A 17,742-nucleotide genomic window follows, 5' to 3' on the forward strand; every position below is an offset into this window, starting at 1 on the left:
CTCTCCATCGGCGGGAGGTCAGGCTATCGCCTCTCAGAAGACGCGATCGGCGCCCAAGCGCGTAAACAGTCACCGCGGGCCGATGGCATCCCGCGCATCGCTGATCAGCGGACACGACAGTGCCGTCTCCAGCGCATTCCTCACCTCGTCGATCGTCTTCGTATCGACGTAAGTGCCGCCGGTCTCATCCGCGAAGCAGCGCGACACGAACTCGCCATCCGACCCGACCGCGCTCGCGATCTCATAACTGATGACGTGCACCACCGTTCCCGCACCGTCCCGCTTCAGCTCGCGAGCCAGCGCGCACGGATCCGCTCCGCAAGTCTCCTCGCCATCCGTAAGCACGATGATCGTCGCCGCCTTGTTGCGGAAGTTGAGCACCTCGGCCGCCCCGCGCACCGCGCGCGTCAGTGGCCTGCGACCTTCGGGCTTCAGCGCGTCGACCCGCGACATGATTTGGGTCGCGGCATTGCTTGTCGGCTTCAATTGCAGCGAAACGTTGGAGCACGCATCGCGCGATCCAGGGCCGTAGGTGATCAGCCCCATGCGCCGACGCGGCGCAACGCGCGGCAACACGTTCGCCAGCGCCGACCGAACCACATCGATACGCCGCAAACCTTTCTCGTCGCCGACCGAAGCCGCCATCGACTTCGAGGCATCGAATACGATCATCGCGTCATCGAGGCACGGCTGCTTGGATTGTGCGACGACAGCCGAAGCCCCCAAAATCAACGCCACCAGTGAGGCGCCCATCCAAACCAGCGTTTGGGCGCCTTTTTTCATGGATGATGCTCGGCTGAGCGAGCTGATGACGAGGCCACCGCCAGCGAGCGGGCACCGCCCCCCGTCGTGATGCGCTTGATCTCTTTGCCGCTGGCCGTATCGAGCACCGAGACATCGCCCGAGAACCAATTCGCGACGTAGGCGCGGCTCCCGTCCGGCGTCATGACGATGCCTTCTGGAAAGCGGCCAACCTTCTCGCGCGAGAGAATACGAAAATCATCCGTGTCGATGAGTGAGACGACACCCGTGCTCTGGCTAGCAACAAAAAGCCGCTTGCCGTCGATGCTCGTCGCGAGCCCGTAAGGCATGTGCCCCACGTCGATCATCGCGATCGAGCTCAGCGTCTGCGTGCTGATCACCGAAACGTTGGAGCTTTGCACATTCGCGACATAGACACGCGTACCGTCCGGCGACACCGTCAGCGCGAATGGCGCGCGCCCCACCGGGATCGTCGCCGCGATCCCCAGCGTCGTCGCATTGAGGATAGTCACCGAGTTGCTCTCCCGGTTTGCGACGATGACGAGCGCACCTTGCGGGCTCGACACGATGCCGGCGGGCGAATGCCCGACGACGACCTTGCGCAGCTCCTTGCCCGACTGCGGATCGATCGCTGTAACGGTATTGTTGTTCCAGTCGCTGACGAACAGCGTATCGTCCTGGCTGACCGTTATCCCGAACGGCGTCCCGCCAACCTTCAGCAACCGCACCACCTGGCGCTTGGCCGCGTCGATGACCGAGATCTCGCCGCGCTCGGGATGCGTGACATAGAGCATCGCGCCTTGACGATCCGCGGCAATCCCCGCTGGAGCAAAAGCAACCGGGATCGTCGCCACCACGTCATTCGACGATGTATCGATGACGCTGACCGTCGCCGCGTCCTGGTTACAGACAAACACCAGCGCGGCCCCACCGCCTGCAAGTGCCGGCGCCGCAACAAGCAGTGCCAGGGCAAGCCAGACGATGAAGCCGCGCCCAAGGTGCATGACTTACTTGCCCTCGGCCTTCGCCTTGAGGCCGGCAAGACCGGTCTTGAAGTATTCGGTCATCGCCTTGATCGCCGCGGCATCGTTCTTATCCGGCGCCGGCTCGTTGCCTGTGTCAGCACGATAGAAGCGGCCCATCCAGGTTACGGTCGAACCATCGTTCGGTCCCGGCTTCACGGTGATCTCGGCGGTGTACGAGCTCACCGGCAGCACATCGATCTTCTCCTTCGACAGGCGATAGAGATAGTCCATCTCCTTGTCGCTGTAGTAGTCGAGGCCTTCCACCAGTTCGCCACCCGACTTGAATACGATGGTGCGCGAAGCGTTGTTTTCGTTGCCGCCCGTTCCGGTGCTGCTCGTCAAAGCCGGGTTCCACGTTGCAATGTCGGCAAAGTTTTTGATGATGTCCCAGACCTTCGCCGGCGGGGCGGCGATGTCGATCTTCTCTTCAACCTTCTGCGGGGTCGGACCGTGGGCGTGAGCGGCAACCGCCGTCACGCCGACGAAGAGGCAGGCAACGAGCGAACGCATTGGCGACATTCAGTAGGCTCCTTTGGATGACGTGGAGGAGGACGAAACAAAGCTCTTGAGCGCGAGGTACGCGCCAAGTCCGTAAAGCGCGAGCAGCAGCACCAGCGCTAAGCTTCCCGGCACCGCGCTCACATCAGTTGCCACGAGCAGCGGCCGGCCGTGCGCAGCGGCCTCGAATGCAGGTACCAGATTGTAGTCGTCGCCGAGGTACGCGTAGGTGAGCCCGGTCACAGAAGCGAGCTGCTTGAGATACGCTTCACGCACGACCGCGAGATGCTCTTTGTTATTGACGACGGCATTGCCGAACGGCGCCCATTTCGGGTGATAGCCGGGACGCGACGCGGCATCCGGCGGCGGCGGTCCGGAGCGGTTTTCCTGCGGCACGTCCTGCGCGCCGTAGGTGCCGATCTCGCGTCCATCCTCGTCGTATTTGAGCAAACGTGCGAACTTGCGCCCGCCATCTCCGACAATCAGCCCGCCGACATCGCCCGGCTTGCCATCGAACGGTGCAAGGCCGCTGAACGGCAGCGGCGGAAGTTCATGCCCGTCAGTAATGAATATGAGATCGGCCTTCAGGCTGTGCGCTATGTCGAGTGCGCTGTAGAGCCCCTTCGAAACGTAGCTGTCGCCTTCCCAAGCCATGCGCCAGTCGAGCATGGCAATTGCCCCGTCGATCGCCGCGAAGTTCTCACAAACCTCGACGGGATTGAACAACAGGAACGTGCGACGCTCCGTGAAAATGCCGAGCCCCAGCCTCGACCCGCACGGCAGCTTTGACAACGTATCGCGCAGCGCGAACTTCGCCGCCTGCAGCCGGCTCGTCTTCTCGCCGCCGACAGTCATGTCACGCGTGTTCATGCTGGTCGTAATGTCGACTACAGCGACCACATCGTAGACGTCGCGCGTCAGCTTGATGCGCGGCACGAGCATAGCTCCGAGCACCAGCAGCAGAGCGCCGGCAACCAGCCACAAGCGCGGATCTCGGAATGTCGCCCGGCTCATGGCAAACCTTTCGGTGTTCCCGGCAGGTCGGTCCAGAGCTTCTCCGGCGTCTCGAGCGGCTTCTCCTCGTCCTCGGGCACAGCCTGAGGCAGATCGCGCACCAGGCGCATGGAGACATCGAGATTGTACTTCGCGTCCCAGTTACCGGGATCGAGCCGCAACGCGCTGCGATATTCCGACTTCGCCAGCGAGACCATCGGAATGGCCTTGTCGAAATTGCCCTTCTCGATCTCCCGCACCGCCGCCCGCATCCGCGCGTTGGCCATGTTATAGAGCATGCGCATCTGGATCGCGTCGTCGGCACGCAGCGGGGCCTGGTCCAGGAGCGGCTGCGCCTCTTCAATCCGTCCGCGCTTGAGCAGGAATGCCGCGCGTGCATCGAGCAGCGCCGGCGACGCCGTCGCCGGATCGATGACGATGTTCTTGCCTGCACGCAGCTGATCGATGGCGGCGTTCGTCTTCAGCTTCGAGGCGAAAAGCGCCCCGGCGCTGATCATCACCGCGCAGCTGGCCACAAGCACCACCCACAGCGCCGCCGACTTCAGCACGCCAACCGATGGTAGCTGTCCTGCGAGCGGGATCCGCATGTCAGGCTGCCTCTTTCTCACGCGATATCGCCGCCGCACGCCGCGTAGCAGTGACACTGGACGACGCCCGTTCGCCACGATGCCCACCGCCGTCCAGCTGCACTTCCGCCAGCTTGGCCAGCGTCAGCAACAGCAGGGCAGCGCCCGCGATGCCGTACGCGATCTTCGACAGATCGACCTCTGGAATGCGCTCCTGGTAACGGATCGGATTACGCTCCAGCTTGTCGATTTCCGCGATCGCATCGGCAACGGCCTTCGGGTTCTCGGCCTCGAAAGCGCGGTACGGCACCTTCAGCGACTGGAAGAAAATGTTGAGATGCCGCTCAGGCAGCGCTTGCGGCGTATCCGGAACGTCCTCCCCCGGCGGGTCAAAGATGCCGGGCGCCCCCTCCGTGCGCAGGTAGAGCCAATAAAGATTGACCGGCCGCTTCGCGATTTGTGCGCGCAGCTTCTCCTGCACCCGACGATCGATTACCGCGGCGCCGTCCGAAACCAAAACGATCGCCCGCGACGCCGCCGTAGGGTCGGCTTCATGCATCGACAGCGCGAGCGACAGTCCGAGACCCACGTTCGTGTAGGCGAGGCCCGGCCGCGTGATGGCATCGATCGCGCCCAGCACGGCATCTCGCTGACTGGTGATCGGGAGCACGTACATCGGCAGGGTCGAGAACGCCGCGACACCGAAGCGGTCATGCGGGCGCTTCTCGACGAAATCGCGCAACAGATGCCGCGCCGCCGCTGACTTCGACGCTTCGCCATCGCCCGGCGGGCGCCCCGCGAACGTATCGTCCATGCTGCTCGAGCGATCCAGCAGCAGCACGATATGCGATCCCTCTCCGACGCGCTCGACCGTCTGCCCGCTGAGATGGATACCAGCGAGCGCTGCAAGCAGCGCAGCCAGCGCGACGACACCCGAAAGGTGCAACACCACGTCGATCACGCGCGACAGCGTATCGGTCTCCACCGCCGCCAGCGAAGGGTAGCCCTGCGCGCGCTGGATCGCGAAAATGACCGGCAACAGCACCAGCGGCAGCAACAGCAGCACCAACGGCGAGTTGAACCCGAGGTTCATGCCGCCCTCCGCTCAGCGACGCTGAGGTGCTGGCTGAGTTCGGCTAGGGCCGGCAACGGCATCTGCGCCCGCGCCTGCTCGACCTCGTTGGCAAAGAACGCGCGCCGCGATGACGCGAACAGCTTCCTCACCTCATCGCCGTAGGGAGCAAACTCAGGATGCTCCGACAGAAATTGCGCCACATCGTCGGCGAGAACCCGGCGTCCGGCAGCAAGGTCGAACGCGCGGTGCAACTTCAACAGCGCCGCACGATAGCCCCGTGGCCCGCTCAGCGTTTCTGCGTTCGACCGGATGAACCGAGCCGCGTCTGTGAATGGGCGTTGCGGACGCTTGTGGAATGGCCACCATGCGTTGTGCCACGCGAGCCCTACGAGCGACAGCAAGGCAGTGGCCGTTGAAATCAGCAGCGCTGTGCGTTCAGTCCCCGTCACCAGACGTGGCGCAACCGCATCCGGTTGCACTTCCACCGCGCTGCCGCTGCTCTGGCTGGCTGCAGCAAAAAGCTGCCGGATGGGTGAGGTGATGAAGCCGAAATCGCGCACCTGCACTTCACGCGTCGCCTGCGCGTTCTTGATCGTTAGCGTAAACCCGGGGATCGTCAGTTTGCGCGGATCGAGAGGCGCGTAGAACGTCTGGTACACCAGCGTCAGCTTGTACAGCGTACCATCGCCGTCAGCCTCGCTCTCGACGTTGGAAGAGGCAAGCTCCAGCCAGTAGTTGAGCGGGCCAGGCCGCGGAATGGAGGACAGATCCAGCTCTTCTCCAGGCCCGGTGCGCAGCTCGAACACGCGCTCCAGCTTATCGCCTATGAAGTAGCCGAACGCCCGCGGCTCGACGACCGTGAGCGACGACGTCCCAGATGGCGTAACGGACTGCGCGCCGGCCCCGGCCGCAAATCCGAAGACGACGCAGAGGAGCAACATCAGCCTCATGCGTAGCCACCCACGAGGTGCGCGCCCAGCCTGTCCCAGTCGATCCGGTCTTGAATCTCGAACGGTGCCCGGCCGAACCGCGCAGCAATCGACCTGAGCGCGGCACGGCGGCGTCCGCTCCTCCTTTGCCACGCCTCCCATAGACTGGGGCGCATGACGACGAGACGCCGCCGGCCGACCTCAAGGTCGGTGAGAGACATGATCCCCCACCGAGGCAACCTTTCGATCTCAAGACTGTCGGACAGCACGATAGGTACGATGTCGTGGTGCGCGAAGGCAGCGAAGATCTTCTCCGTCTCCTCGCTCGGGATGTAAAAGTCCGAGATCAGGAATACGAGCTTGCGCCGCCCCGCGATCAACCCGGCAGCATCGATGAAACCTTGCGAGCCCGCTCCCCGCGGTGTGAACGAGCGCAGTCGGGACAGCATCTCCATCTCGCTGCCACGCGCCCGCGTCGCCAGAAACGTCAGATCCTTCTGCACCACGGCGTCGCAGCCGATCAGGCCGAATGCATCACCAGCGCGCCGCACCGAACCCGCCAGAGCTCCGCATAACTGCGCCGCAAGCCGCATCTTGTCCGCGCTGCCGCGAAACCCCATCGACGCCGAGACATCGACGATCGCGTAGACGACGACGGACGTTTTCTGCTCGAAGCGGCGAGCATAGAGCCCTTCGAATGGGTCACGCGCGCTGATCCTCAGATCGATGCGGCGCGGATCGGGGCTGCGCAGCAATGGCACGACGTCGCGAAAGAAGCCGCCCGCGCCCTCGAGCTTGCCGCGGTGGGTACCAACACGGACATTAGAGCTGCGCCACGGCAGACGATATGGAATATCTGCCGGCGGCGCAGTGTCGTGCGGGCCCCTGTCGGTCATGGCGCCGGCACTCTCTCGAACAGCTGCCGGCAAAGTTCGCGCACGATCGGCTCGCGCCGCAGCTCGTAGATGGGATCGAAGAAGATGCGATGCGCCATCGTCACGAAGTAGACCGAGCGCAGATCCTCCGGCACCACCATCGTGCGATTATCGAGCCACGCAGCGACGCGTGCGGCCCGCAACAGGTAGCTCATACCGCGAGGGCTCGCGCCGCCGGCGATGAGACGGCCCATCTCCACGTCCGGAATTTCGATGCCGACCGACGCCGGATTGCGCACCGCCTCCCATAGATCCAGCGTGTAGCGCTCCAGATCCGGGCTCGTCTCGATCGTCTCTTGAATGACCGCGGCTACCTTTGGCAGCGCCTTATGATCGAGGATCGATTCTGGCACCGCATGGATCAGCTTGTCGCTGTCGTGAAAGCGCGCATCGAACGCAAGCTGCCGTCTGACCTCCTGGTCGGCCGGCGTTGAGATATTGATCTCCATGAGGAAACGGTCGCGCGCCGCCGCGGGCAGCTCGAACGTTTCTTCGCGCTCGATCCTGTTGCGATCGGCAAACACCAGCAGGTAGGGGAAGTAATATTCGCGGTTGAATGCGGTGATGCTCCGCTCCGCCATGAGGCGCAGCAAAAGCGAGTGCACCTGCGGGCGCGCACGGTTGATTTCGTTGAAAAAGAAGATGGTTAGATCGCTGCCGTAGCGGATCACTGGGCCCGGTTCGACACGCGGACGACCATCCTCACCGATATAGGTGTGATAGATCATGTCCGCGGGCATCAGGTCGATTGTGCCTTCGACGCGCTCGTAAGCACCGCCGAGGCCGCGCGCGGCCGCCCGCAGCAAAGTCGTCTTGCCGACGCCGACGTCGCCCTCGAGCAGCACATGGCCACGTGCGAAGATCGCGATTGTCAGCAGTCTGACGACAGGCCGCTGTCCGACAACGACTTTGTTGAGCTCGCGTTCGAATTCGAGAGCACGCTGTCGCCACGCACTAAGGTCGATTCCCTCGGAATCCCTCACCGCCGTCACACTTTCGCGGGACAAAAGGCGCTCCTCTCATCAGGGCCGCTTCTGCGCCGGCCGCTGCTGTTACAATCAAACAGAAATGGGTCGTGGGGTGCGGCGGTAGCCGCACCCCGATTCCTCGGGAGGAAGCAGGTTTAGCGTGGCACTGCTCCGAGGAAAGACTCCGAAAACTTAGTCGGAGATCTCGTCGACGTCGTAGACCCACTCACCGGTCTTGACGAAGTGCGCAGTGCGCTTCGCGTTGCGAGCTTCCATGGCGCGCTCGGAAGCGCCCTGCTTGGCGAGCTCGGCCGGATCATGCTTGGGGTCGTACTTCGAGCCGGCAACCTTCTCCGGGAAGCCGGGCTTCGGCTCCCAGCAGTTGCCGGGGGCCTTGCACTTCGTGCCGTCGTAGGCGAAGGCAGACGTAGCAGCGACGAGAGCCGCTGCGGCAGTGCCGATGAACAACAACTTCTTCATGACTAGTTTCCTCCTGGCTTCGTTCAGTTAGCTCGGCGGTGTACCCGCCTTCTTTGCTCGCGCCCCTCCGGAAGCGAACATCTCGTTATTCAGGCATCGGTCCGCACTTGTCGTTCGGCGCTGCCTTGGCTTCTTCGGCAGTACCGCCGTGCTCACCACCTGGCGGCTGCACATAGGGCGTGAAATTCGCCTTCTGCTCTTTGCTTAGCCACTTCGCGGTGTTGGCCGGTCCTGTGTAGAGGTGACGAATCCAAGCCATGATCAACAGCAGCTCGTTGATCGACTTGTCGCTGTGCGGACCCATCATGCCCTGAGCACCGCCATAGACGGTCTCAAACATGCCCTTATCGGTTTTGTTCTTTGGATAGGTCCAATAATTGTCGTTGAGACCGGGGCCGACTTTGCCTTCCGCCAAATGCCCATGACATCCAGAGCACGAGGAGAGGAAGAGATATTCGCCGCGCGGCAGACACTCTTTCACTTCGTTGTACGGGTTCCTGCCTGTCTCGAGGAACTCCTTCACCGCCGGCGTGTCGACCTTCGGAGCCAACGTCATATCAAGCGGCTCGCCGGTAATCGTATTGCGGAAAGGCTCATCGAGTGCGAGCGCTACGATCGGAAACATTGCGATAGCAGCACCCGCAAGCAGTCGTCGTGTAAACTTCTTCATCCAGCGCGCCCCTCAGGAGTCTTGGCAATCGCATCGAGGGGAATGCCTTCTTCCTTCAAGATGGTTTCAATTTCCGGCCCCGCTTTCTCAAGCGCGGCATTCACTTCATCGAGCAGTTTCTTATCGTCCTTGCGCACACCGACCGACTGGTCGAAGTGGAAAGGAATGTGCTTGCCGTCGCCCCGCGTTGCGTTATCGGGAATGACAACCAGCTTCACTTGATCGCCACGCTGCTTCGCGTAGCGAGCCACCTCCGGCGCAAACACGACAGCTAAGTCGGCCTTGCCCGAAGCGACCTCGTCGACATATCGCTGCGGCTCGATGCGGACGTACTGGTTCCGCTTGCTCTTGAAGCCGGTGAGCGATTTCATGTAGTTGAAGTTGCGGTTGAACAGTCCGAGCTTCTCCAGCATCACCTGCGCGGGAGTGTCGGCTGCAATCGCGATCTTGTTCGCCTTCAGCAGGTCAGGGCTGTCCCAGCTCGTGATGTCGAGCGGCGAGTCTTTGCGCAGCACGAAGACGTAGGGAGCGCGATAGTACGGCTTGGATGTCAGCACGCGTTCATCGCCGGTATCGAGGCCGATGACGACGTCGCATTCCTTCTTGTCAAGCTGATCTCGAACAAGATAGATGGCCGGCTTTTTGATCCAGGAGAACTTGACCTTGCGGTCCATGGCCTGGCCAAGAGCCTTGGCGATCTTGTTCTCAAATCCTTCGCCGTCGCCCGTCGAATAAGGTGCTTCGACTTCGGAGGCGCATACGCGCAATATCGAAGGGTCTGCAGCTTTAGCAGTTGCCGACTTGGAGTCCTCGGCCCATGCAGAGGCTGAGAGGCTCATAAGCACCACTGCAGACGAGAGCATCAGCCCCGCTGCGTGATGAGTTTTGATTCTCTTGCTCATGTTTACGCTATGATTCCTGAAGCAGATCTGCTCCGGGCGCAGGCCTGATGTTCAAGTTGGTTCTTTGGCCAACGCTCACACCGCTCGGGTGTTTGGAGACAGCATCCTTACCGTTGGAGGAGGAGACGGATCGGTAGCTGTGAGGCAATCGCCCCGCCAGGGCACCGAAGTGACCTGGCGGGAACGATCAGCTCGTTATCAGAGCTTCGGCATCTCCGGCGGATACTCGTCGAGTTCGACGTTCTCCGAGTACGGGCTCTTGCCGTCGAGCGAGAAGACCAGGAGGCCACCGCCCATCTGCGTCCAGTTCTGGAGGTTCTTGAACGCACCCACAGCGCCGAGACCGGCAGTCGGGTCGTTCAGGTCGAACACCAGACCAACGCCCGGCCAACCACCAACACCGTAGTAGATGGCGACGTACTGCGTGCCCTTATGCTCGTAGGTCATCGGGTAGCCGATGGCACCAGACGGCATCTTGAACTTCCACAGCAGCTTGCCGGTGTCGCTGTCGCGAGCCTTCAGGTAGCCGTCGAGCGTTCCGTAGAACATCACGCCGCCCTTGGTGGCCATCGTGCCGCCCCAGGCTGCGAAGCGCTCCATGATCGCCCACTTGTCCTTACCGGTGATGACGTTGCGCGCCTTCACCTGGCCGAGACCAAGGTAGTTCTGACGGTCACCCTTCGGACCAGGGTACATCCACAGCGTGGCGCCGACGAAGAACTGACCGGCACGGTACGGAAGCATGAAGGGCTCCCAGTCCATGCAGATGTGGTTGATCGCCAGATAGAACACCTCGCGCTCCGGATCGTAGGAGTCGTGGGCCTGATCGTGGTAGCCCATGGCCGACGGACACACGTTGGTGGCCTTGTGGTCCATGCGCGTGCCGTATTCCGGGTTGCGAACCGGAATACCGGTCTTGAGGTCGACGTGCGTCCAAACGTTGACGGTGTCGTCGATCTTGTCGGCCGAAACCAAGCTGCCGTCCGTACGGTCGAGCGTGTAGATGATGCCGTTACGGTCAGGATGCGTAACGAGCTTGCGCATCTTGCCCGACTTGTCCTTCTGGTCGGACAGCATCATCACGTTGACGCCGGCATAGTCCCACTCGTCGTGCGGGGTCTTCTGATAGCCCCACTTGAGTTCGCCGGTGTCGATGTCGCGGGCCATCATCGTCATGGTCCACTTGTTGTCGCCCGGACGCATCGTCTCGTTCCACGGAGACGGGTTGCCCGATCCGTAATACAAGAGGTTCAGGTCCGGATCGTAGGCATACCAACCCCAGTTGGTGCCGCCGCCGATCTTCCAGGCGTCGCCTTCCCAGGTCGCAGTGCCGAGGCCCTTCTGACCATAGTGCGGGTTGGCCTTGTTGAAGTCGTCGCCGATGCCGATCTCCTCGTCGGGACCGGTAGCGTACTTGCGCCAAACCATGGCGCCAGTCTTGACGTTGTAGGCCGTCGCGTAACCGCGAACACCGAGCTCAGCGCCCGACGAACCGACGATCACGAGGTCCTTCACGACGTACGGAGCAACCGTCAGCGTCGAACCGACCTTGATGTCGGAGTTCTCGACCTTCCAGTACTCTTCACCCGTGTCCGCGTTCAGCGCAACGACATGGCCATCGAGCTGGTTATTGAAGATCAGCGGCGGCGTCTTGCCGTCACCCGGCCAATAGGCAAGGCCACGGTTTACGAGGTCGCAACAAGCGACTGAACGAGCAGCCGGATCCTGCTTCGGCTTGTGCTGCCACTTGATCTTGCCGGGGTTCTCCAGGTCCAACGCGTAAACATTGTTGGGGAAGGAGGAGTTGATGTACATCACGCCGTTGACGACGCGCGGCGTACCTTCGTGACCGTGCAGCAGGCCGGTCGAGAACGACCAAGCAACACGCAGATTCTTCACGTTTTCTTTGTTGATCTGCGTCATCGGGCTGTAGTTGTCGGACGCATAGGTCCGGCCCGTCATGACCCAGTTTTCGTTGCTCTTCGACAGCTCGATGAGCTTGTCATTGGCGCTAGCGCCACTGACAAAGCCCACCAGCGCCGCAATAGATGCGGACGCAAGCAAGCCTGACTTGAGGTGTGCTTTCATTAACAAACCCTCGCGTTTTCGCTCCCAGGAAAAGGCGGCTCCTTGAGGATGCCGAGGCCGGTCGTGCGATGAGTTCGCACGCTTTGGCATCTCCGCCTTCTTTAGCTGCAGACCCCTCCCGCAAACGGGACGGAGCTGCAGGGGTTGAACGAGCTTCCAACTGAAATATCGCCAATTGGAACCTTCGCTCAGCCGTGGGCGAAGCTAGAACGCGAATGTTGTTGCGTCTTTAGGTCGACTTCCAAGAGTCCAGTGGCACAAGTGGCAACACGATTTCACTTTCTGACCTCGATGTGCATCGCAACCGGGCGCTAAGATCAGCGAAGCCTCTGCGGCAAGCGCATAGTCTCGCAGGCATCGGGAAGATTCGTCGCCATGAGTTTCCAATCGCACCACACAGATATGGCTCACGCAAAGAACGTAAATAATCGCAATCGAATGCCATCATGCTGCAGGCGCTCACTGCTGTTTGCATGCTTGCTAGCCAGCGGACTTGTCATAACCGCCTGCAGCGATGAGCCAGAGATCGAGGCAAGTGCGCCCGCACAGCCTGCGTCGGCACCCGCACCTCATCTGCATGCGCTCCCTTGGTTGAAACGCACCGATCCCACTGACGCCGATGTTTGGCTTGCAAGTCGCGAGGCCGGCCGCGATATCGACCCGCTCGACCCCGCGGTGTCGCAAATGCATCAACGGTTGGAAGTCGCCGCGCAACGTTTTCGCGATCATCCACGCATGATCGCCAACCGCGCTGTTCAGCTCGAAACGATGCTGAAGGAAAAAGGCATCGACGAGCATGCACCCAGCATCATCGAGACGCTTTGCGAGGTCCCTGGCGATCGCCGTTACGTCGAGAGTTTCTCGTCGCTAACGCAGCAATACTACAACCTCCGCCTTGAAGGTTTGGACAAGGCGAAGGCTATTGAGGCACTGCGTAAGCTCGAAGATCCGGCTTAGCCGGCTACTTCTTTACGGTGTCCGGGGGACAATCCGGTCCGATGTACTTGCCGTCGATCGTCACGCCAGCGTTGGGAATTCCCTCAGGCGGATCGAACGTCATTTTCATGATCGCGTGGTAGCGCTTGTTGAAGTCGCCGCCGAAAGCCGTGCTCATGATCTGCTTTCCGTACGGCCGCTTGCACACGACATTGACGATCACTTCACTGCCGGCCGGCGTAACCGTTGGCTCTGAGCATTCGCCGCTATCCGCAGGCACGGCGATATTGTCATCGGGGCCGACGCAGACATCGATAGTCGTCATGCCGGAAGCCGCCGCAACCGTCGTGAGCTGCCAATGTCCGGGCTTGCGCTTGGGTAGCTCCGCGGTCTCCGCAAATGCGGCAACAGTACCCAGCGCCACGAGGCTGCCGACAACGACAAAACGGGTAGTCATTCACCTACTCCTGGTCGGTAATTTACCTGCGACAGAAGCGGCGAACACTATCCAGTCTGCGACAAGCCGTGCATGGATCGACTTACAAACATCACTGCAAAATATTCCCGAACTTCACTGCGCGATTAGGCGGCCCATTACCAATTTGCAACAGCAGCGATCGCGCTCGAAAAGTCCGTAACGCTAAACGCGCTAACTTGGACTGATGTCTCGGGCAGAGGAGCCGACATGCCGCCCAGTGAGCAACAGCCGCCGCGATTGACGGCCGGTTTCGATGCAAACCTCGAATTCCCCTTCGCAGATCCGGCGTGGCAAGCGTTCTCCCGGTCTTCGAACTGCACGGTTACGAGGTACCTGGACCTTGACGAGCTCACAACCGCACTCGCCGACCAGTTCTTCGGCTTCTCCTATCTTCCGTCCGCTAACTGCTTCTTCCTGCAGAAGGCACCCTACCTGGGTCTCGCCAGCGCGCTCACCTCGAAGACCAGACGCCCTGTCCAAAACTCTGTTTTCATCGTCAGCAAAAAGAGCACCGCGACCAGCTGGCAAGAGTTGCAGGGCAAACGCCTCGGCTACATCAACACCTACTGCACGACGAGTTACTTCGCCCCCGCAATCCTGCTCTCGCGCTCCGGCTACCGCCTCACGCAGTTCTTCGATGCGGTTCCCGTCGCTCCCTGGCAAGGCCAGATCGATGCGGTCGTTTCTGGCGCAATCGACGCCACGATGGTCTACGAGGATGTCTGGTTGTCGACGCCGTCGAACGCACAAAACACGAAGGTGATCGCCCGCATGGACGGTCTGCCGACACCGCCCGTCATCGTGCACAACAACATCAATCCAGGAACGCGTGCCAGCTTGAAGGCGGCTCTGCTCGATATCAAGTGCGACAGCGGCCCCGAGCTGTATGCCGGCTTCACCGGTTATCAGGACACTTCTATGCAGCAGTTCTTCGCCGATCTTTCCGCGCTGCCGGGCATCCAGACGCTGCGTAGCGTGTGCCGAAAAGAAGGGGGCCGATGACGGTATCCGACATCGGCCCCAAGTGCTCGCGGCCTAGAACCCTGGAGGAAGCGCTATAGCGGCGAGAAATCACACGATACACAGTCGGGACGGGGGAACGTAAGCGAACGACACTCTCAAGATGAGAGCTGATGTTGCCTGTCTTTCCTCCACTATGCATTGAGAGCCATGCCGCTTTTTGCCGCTCAAACCGGGAAAAATGTAAGCGCTTGCCTTCTACGTCCGCTGTTACGTTCTAGCATTACGCTCCGCCGCACCAGCGCTTGCCCTGCTTTTCGACACGTCTGGAAGCACGCCGGTGCAGGACGCGCGAAACCTTCTTGAGCCCCGCGAATCGCGGCATAGAGAAATGATCGCCGGGGGATCTAGCCAATGCGCCGTCAAGCCGCGTCGTTGCAGGGTCTTGCGTTCCTGATCGCCGCTTCGATGGCCGACCCAAGCAGCGCAGACGAGACCGCTCTCCGCTATGATTGGTCCGGTGCCTACATCGGCGCCAACCTCGGTGGCGCGCTGACGCTGACCGATATCGACGATCCGTTCGGCGCCTCGATCTATGGCGACACGGTGCGCTCTCCGGGCCCGTTGGCCGGCGGACAGATCGGCTACAACTGGCAAGTCGGCCGCGCGCTCCTCGGTCTGGAGGCAGATGCGAGCTGGGCCGACCTTTTCGGCACCGAAACCTGTTTTGCCTATTCTGGCTACTACATCAGCGCGAACTGCCGCGCGATTATCGATGCGCTCGGAACACTCTCCGCCCGCGCCGGCTGGACAGTCGGCGATGACGCGACGCTTCTCTACGGCAAGGCAGGCGCCGCTTGGATGCACAGCGATGTCGATGCGACGACCAACAACAACGCCGGCTTCCCGTCGTCCGCAAGTGACCACATGCACTGGGGCTGGATGCTGGGCGCCGGCATAGAGCGCGCGATCGGCGGCCGCTGGTCGATGAAAGCCGAATACGATTATCTCTCCTTCGCCGGCTCCGGCTTCGCCACTCCGGTCGGCTCGCTTCAGCCAACGCCGAACCCGACGCCCGCCAATCTCATCGCTGTGCCCTCCACCGCAACGGATGCCTCGGCTCAGATGCATCTCTTCAAGGTTGGACTGAACTACCGCCTGTACGAGCCGCACACCGCCACGCCGGCCGACGGCTGGCTTCCTGTCCGCGCGCCACAGCCTGTCACCAACACCGCACTCGAAGTTGGCGCCCGCTATGTCTACGGCTGGGGACGCTTTCAAAAGGATTTGGGTATCCAGGGCGAAGGCATCAGTTCGCTCGCATCACGCCTCACCTATTCCGACATGAACACCAACGGCGCCGAGTTGTTCGCGCGCCTCGACCTGCCGAGCGGCCTCATGGTCAAAGGTTTCGTCGGCAAGGGCAATGGCAACGGTGGCCATCTCAACGACGAAGATTGGGGTCTGCCCTTCGACGACTTCGTGCCTTACTCCAACACACTGTCCACGGTAGACGACCGCATCCGCTACGGCGTCATCGATGTCGGCTACGACATTTGGCGCACCGAGCAGTTCCGCTTTGCACCGTTTGTCGGCTACAGCATCTTCCACCAGTACATGCTCGGCCGTGGCTGCGACCAGATCGCCAATCCGCACTCGGACTGCCCAACGCCGATTCCGGTCAGCACCGACGTCATCTCCGAGGACGACACCTGGCGCGCCCTGCGCCTTGGAATTTCTGCGGATATCGAGATCATTCCCGGCATCACGCTCTCTGCCGATGCGGCCTACCTCGGCTATGTCCATTTCTCCGGCGTGGACGACCACATCCTTCGCTCACTCGTCTCCCCGGAATCAGCCAACGGCAACGGCGCGCAACTCGAGCTGATGCTCAAATACGCGCTGACCGAACAGCTCAGCGTTGGTGTCGGCGGCCGCTACTGGACGATGTGGACGCGCGACGGCACCGTCAATTTCGGCGGAGAGGCGATCGTACCGATGCGCTATAGCGTCGAGCAAGCAGCTCTTCTTGTTCAGGGGTCGTATACCTTCAGCGTTCCAAGCGATTGAGTTTGGTGCCGCCTCATAGTGTTGTTGCTGGCAGCTTTCTAGCCGTCGCATGCAACCGAAGTGATATTTTCAGTCGAGGCTTTCCATGATTGACCGCCACACGCATCACCGGAGAAATGCATGGACAAGGTTTCGCGCCGCGACGTTCTCGTCAGCACTGCGGCAGGTGGCTTGATGACAGCCGCGACCCACGCCCACGCCGCCACGTTCGGCAACCCCGATTTACCGCCTCAAGGCGCGATCAACACCGAGGGCAACCCCTCGAGCACGACCATCATCGGTCCCAACAATCCGGCGATTTCCGGCCAGTTCCCCGCCGCACTCTCTCCCCCTCCAACCGACGTCGGCTCACTGCCGATGTTCTGGGCCTCGTTCAACAACGCACCGCGCCGCATTCAAAATGGCGGATGGGCGCGTCAGGTCACGCAGGCTGATTTCCAGATCTCCGAAGAGATCGCTGGCGTAAATATGCGCCTGACGCGCGGCGGCATACGCGAGTTGCACTGGCACGTATTTGCCGAATGGGCGTTCGTCACCAAGGGCACCTGCCGCATCACCACCATCGATCAGGACGGCCGCGCCAACGTCGAGGACGTGCACCAGGGCGGCCTTTGGTACTTCCCCGCCGGCTTGCCGCACTCGTTGCAGGGCATCGGCGAGGACGGCTGCGAGTTCATCCTCTGCTTCGACAACGGCCATGCTTCGGAATACGACACGCTGCTCGTCAACGAATGGATGGCACACACACCGCCTGAAGTGCTCGCCATGAACTTCGCAGTGCCGGTCGAGAGCTTCAAGAATATCCCGCTGCACGATCTCTACATCTTCCAGGGCAAGGTGCCTGGCCCTCTCTCCGAAGATCAGCAGCAGGCTCAAGGAGACGCCGGCCCGCCGACGTTGCGCTCCAGCTACCCGCTCAGCGAAGCAGCCCCCGCAAAGAAAACACGCGGCGGCGAAGTCCGCATCGCCGACTCCAGCAACTTCCCCGCGTCCAAGACAATTGCCGCCGCGCTTGTGCGCATCCACCCCAAGGGCATGCGCGAGATGCACTGGCATCCGAACGCGGACGAATGGCTTTACATCATCGAGGGCGAGGGCGAGCTCACCGTGTTCGAGACCGGCCCGAAGGTGGTGACGCAGAACTTTAACGCCGGCGACATCGGCTACGTGAAGCGCTCGCAGGGACATTACCTGCGCAACACCGGCCTCACCGACATGGTCTATCTCGAAGTCTTCCGCAGCTCATACTTCTCAGACGTATCGCTGTCCGACTGGCTCGCCCACACGCCGCCCGCAATGGTGGCTCAAACACTCAACGTGGACGTGGAAACGATCGAGCGCTTCCCCAAAAACAAGCCGGTCATTCTTCCCATCTAGGCCGGATCG

General features: G+C 61.5%; 18 protein-coding genes. 4 read left to right on the top strand and 14 right to left on the bottom strand.

Translation table 11 applies throughout. From position 1 onward, the window contains the following. Nucleotides 1–69 precede the first annotated feature (69 nt). The 13 genes from NDB2M4_RS01110 to NDB2M4_RS01170 form a co-directional block, all read right to left on the bottom strand. A complete protein-coding gene (locus NDB2M4_RS01110; RefSeq protein WP_072369142.1) occupies nucleotides 70–783 on the bottom strand; it encodes a vWA domain-containing protein in 714 nt (237 codons plus the stop codon). Further along, nucleotides 780–1,766 (bottom strand): YVTN family beta-propeller repeat protein, encoded by a 987-nt coding sequence (locus NDB2M4_RS01115; RefSeq protein WP_083555594.1) that lies wholly within the window; start codon nucleotides 1,764–1,766, stop codon nucleotides 780–782. Before NDB2M4_RS01115 ends, NDB2M4_RS01110 begins: the two co-directional genes overlap by 4 nt. Before the next feature lie 3 nt (nucleotides 1,767–1,769). After that, nucleotides 1,770–2,306, bottom strand: coding sequence for an SRPBCC family protein (locus NDB2M4_RS01120; protein WP_072369143.1), 537 nt, complete (start codon nucleotides 2,304–2,306; stop codon nucleotides 1,770–1,772). Continuing rightward, nucleotides 2,307–3,299 (bottom strand): VWA domain-containing protein, encoded by a 993-nt coding sequence (locus NDB2M4_RS01125; RefSeq protein ID WP_072369144.1) that lies wholly within the window; start codon nucleotides 3,297–3,299, stop codon nucleotides 2,307–2,309. Further along, nucleotides 3,296–3,886, bottom strand: a complete 591-nt coding sequence (locus NDB2M4_RS01130; protein WP_083555597.1) for a hypothetical protein — start codon at nucleotides 3,884–3,886, stop codon at nucleotides 3,296–3,298. Before NDB2M4_RS01130 ends, NDB2M4_RS01125 begins: the two co-directional genes overlap by 4 nt. Before the next feature lies 1 nt (nucleotide 3,887). After that, nucleotides 3,888–4,958: a vWA domain-containing protein gene (locus tag NDB2M4_RS01135; protein ID WP_072369145.1), complete on the bottom strand. Its 1,071-nt coding sequence runs from the start codon at nucleotides 4,956–4,958 to the stop codon at nucleotides 3,888–3,890. After that, on the bottom strand, nucleotides 4,955–5,881 hold the full coding sequence (locus NDB2M4_RS01140; RefSeq protein ID WP_139247042.1) for a nonribosomal peptide synthetase MxaA: 927 nt from the start codon (nucleotides 5,879–5,881) through the stop codon (nucleotides 4,955–4,957). The genes NDB2M4_RS01135 and NDB2M4_RS01140 overlap by 4 nt, the downstream gene beginning before the upstream one ends. A gap of 5 nt (nucleotides 5,882–5,886) precedes the next feature. Beyond that, nucleotides 5,887–6,765, bottom strand: coding sequence for a DUF58 domain-containing protein (locus NDB2M4_RS01145; RefSeq protein WP_072369147.1), 879 nt, complete (start codon nucleotides 6,763–6,765; stop codon nucleotides 5,887–5,889). Then, nucleotides 6,762–7,811 carry an AAA family ATPase gene (locus NDB2M4_RS01150; RefSeq protein ID WP_244536017.1) on the bottom strand — a complete coding sequence of 350 codons (1,050 nt, stop codon included), beginning with the start codon at nucleotides 7,809–7,811 and terminating at the stop codon, nucleotides 6,762–6,764. The genes NDB2M4_RS01145 and NDB2M4_RS01150 overlap by 4 nt, the downstream gene beginning before the upstream one ends. 153 nt (nucleotides 7,812–7,964) lie before the next feature. Further along, nucleotides 7,965–8,252: a methanol dehydrogenase gene (locus NDB2M4_RS01155; protein WP_072369148.1), complete on the bottom strand. Its 288-nt coding sequence runs from the start codon at nucleotides 8,250–8,252 to the stop codon at nucleotides 7,965–7,967. A gap of 85 nt (nucleotides 8,253–8,337) precedes the next feature. Then, complete coding sequence (gene moxG, locus NDB2M4_RS01160; RefSeq protein ID WP_244536058.1) at nucleotides 8,338–8,877, bottom strand: cytochrome c(L), periplasmic; 540 nt, start codon at nucleotides 8,875–8,877, stop codon at nucleotides 8,338–8,340. 41 nt (nucleotides 8,878–8,918) lie between these two features. Further along, nucleotides 8,919–9,824 (bottom strand): methanol oxidation system protein MoxJ, encoded by a 906-nt coding sequence (gene moxJ, locus NDB2M4_RS01165; protein WP_083555600.1) that lies wholly within the window; start codon nucleotides 9,822–9,824, stop codon nucleotides 8,919–8,921. A gap of 198 nt (nucleotides 9,825–10,022) precedes the next feature. Beyond that, nucleotides 10,023–11,912, bottom strand: coding sequence for a methanol/ethanol family PQQ-dependent dehydrogenase (locus NDB2M4_RS01170; RefSeq protein WP_072369150.1), 1,890 nt, complete (start codon nucleotides 11,910–11,912; stop codon nucleotides 10,023–10,025). Nucleotides 11,913–12,503: 591 nt separating this feature from the next. On the opposite strand from NDB2M4_RS01170, the gene NDB2M4_RS01175 reads away from it, so the two are divergent. Next, complete coding sequence (locus tag NDB2M4_RS01175) at nucleotides 12,504–12,869, top strand: hypothetical protein (protein WP_083555602.1); 366 nt, start codon at nucleotides 12,504–12,506, stop codon at nucleotides 12,867–12,869. A gap of 4 nt (nucleotides 12,870–12,873) precedes the next feature. Here NDB2M4_RS01175 and NDB2M4_RS01180 read toward each other — a convergent pair whose 3' ends face one another. Further along, on the bottom strand, nucleotides 12,874–13,305 hold the full coding sequence (locus tag NDB2M4_RS01180) for a DUF3617 domain-containing protein (RefSeq protein ID WP_072369151.1): 432 nt from the start codon (nucleotides 13,303–13,305) through the stop codon (nucleotides 12,874–12,876). Nucleotides 13,306–13,533: 228 nt separating this feature from the next. Between NDB2M4_RS01180 and NDB2M4_RS01185 the strand changes: the two genes are divergently transcribed. The 3 genes from NDB2M4_RS01185 to NDB2M4_RS01195 all read left to right on the top strand — a co-directional run bounded on the left by NDB2M4_RS01185 (nucleotide 13,534) and on the right by NDB2M4_RS01195 (nucleotide 17,733). Next, the gene (locus tag NDB2M4_RS01185; RefSeq protein ID WP_083555605.1) at nucleotides 13,534–14,328 is read left to right on the top strand and encodes a phosphate/phosphite/phosphonate ABC transporter substrate-binding protein; all 795 of its coding nucleotides are present in this window, start codon (nucleotides 13,534–13,536) and stop codon (nucleotides 14,326–14,328) included. 372 nt (nucleotides 14,329–14,700) lie between these two features. Further along, entirely contained in the window at nucleotides 14,701–16,356 is a 1,656-nt protein-coding gene (locus NDB2M4_RS01190) for an outer membrane beta-barrel protein (protein WP_072369153.1), read from the top strand. 120 nt (nucleotides 16,357–16,476) lie between these two features. Next, nucleotides 16,477–17,733: a cupin domain-containing protein gene (locus NDB2M4_RS01195; RefSeq protein ID WP_072369154.1), complete on the top strand. Its 1,257-nt coding sequence runs from the start codon at nucleotides 16,477–16,479 to the stop codon at nucleotides 17,731–17,733. The last annotated feature ends 9 nt before the right edge of the window (nucleotides 17,734–17,742 follow it).

Origin of the sequence: Hyphomicrobium sp. NDB2Meth4, assembly GCF_900117445.1 — a bacterium.
Lineage (GTDB): Bacteria > Pseudomonadota > Alphaproteobacteria > Rhizobiales > Hyphomicrobiaceae > Hyphomicrobium_A.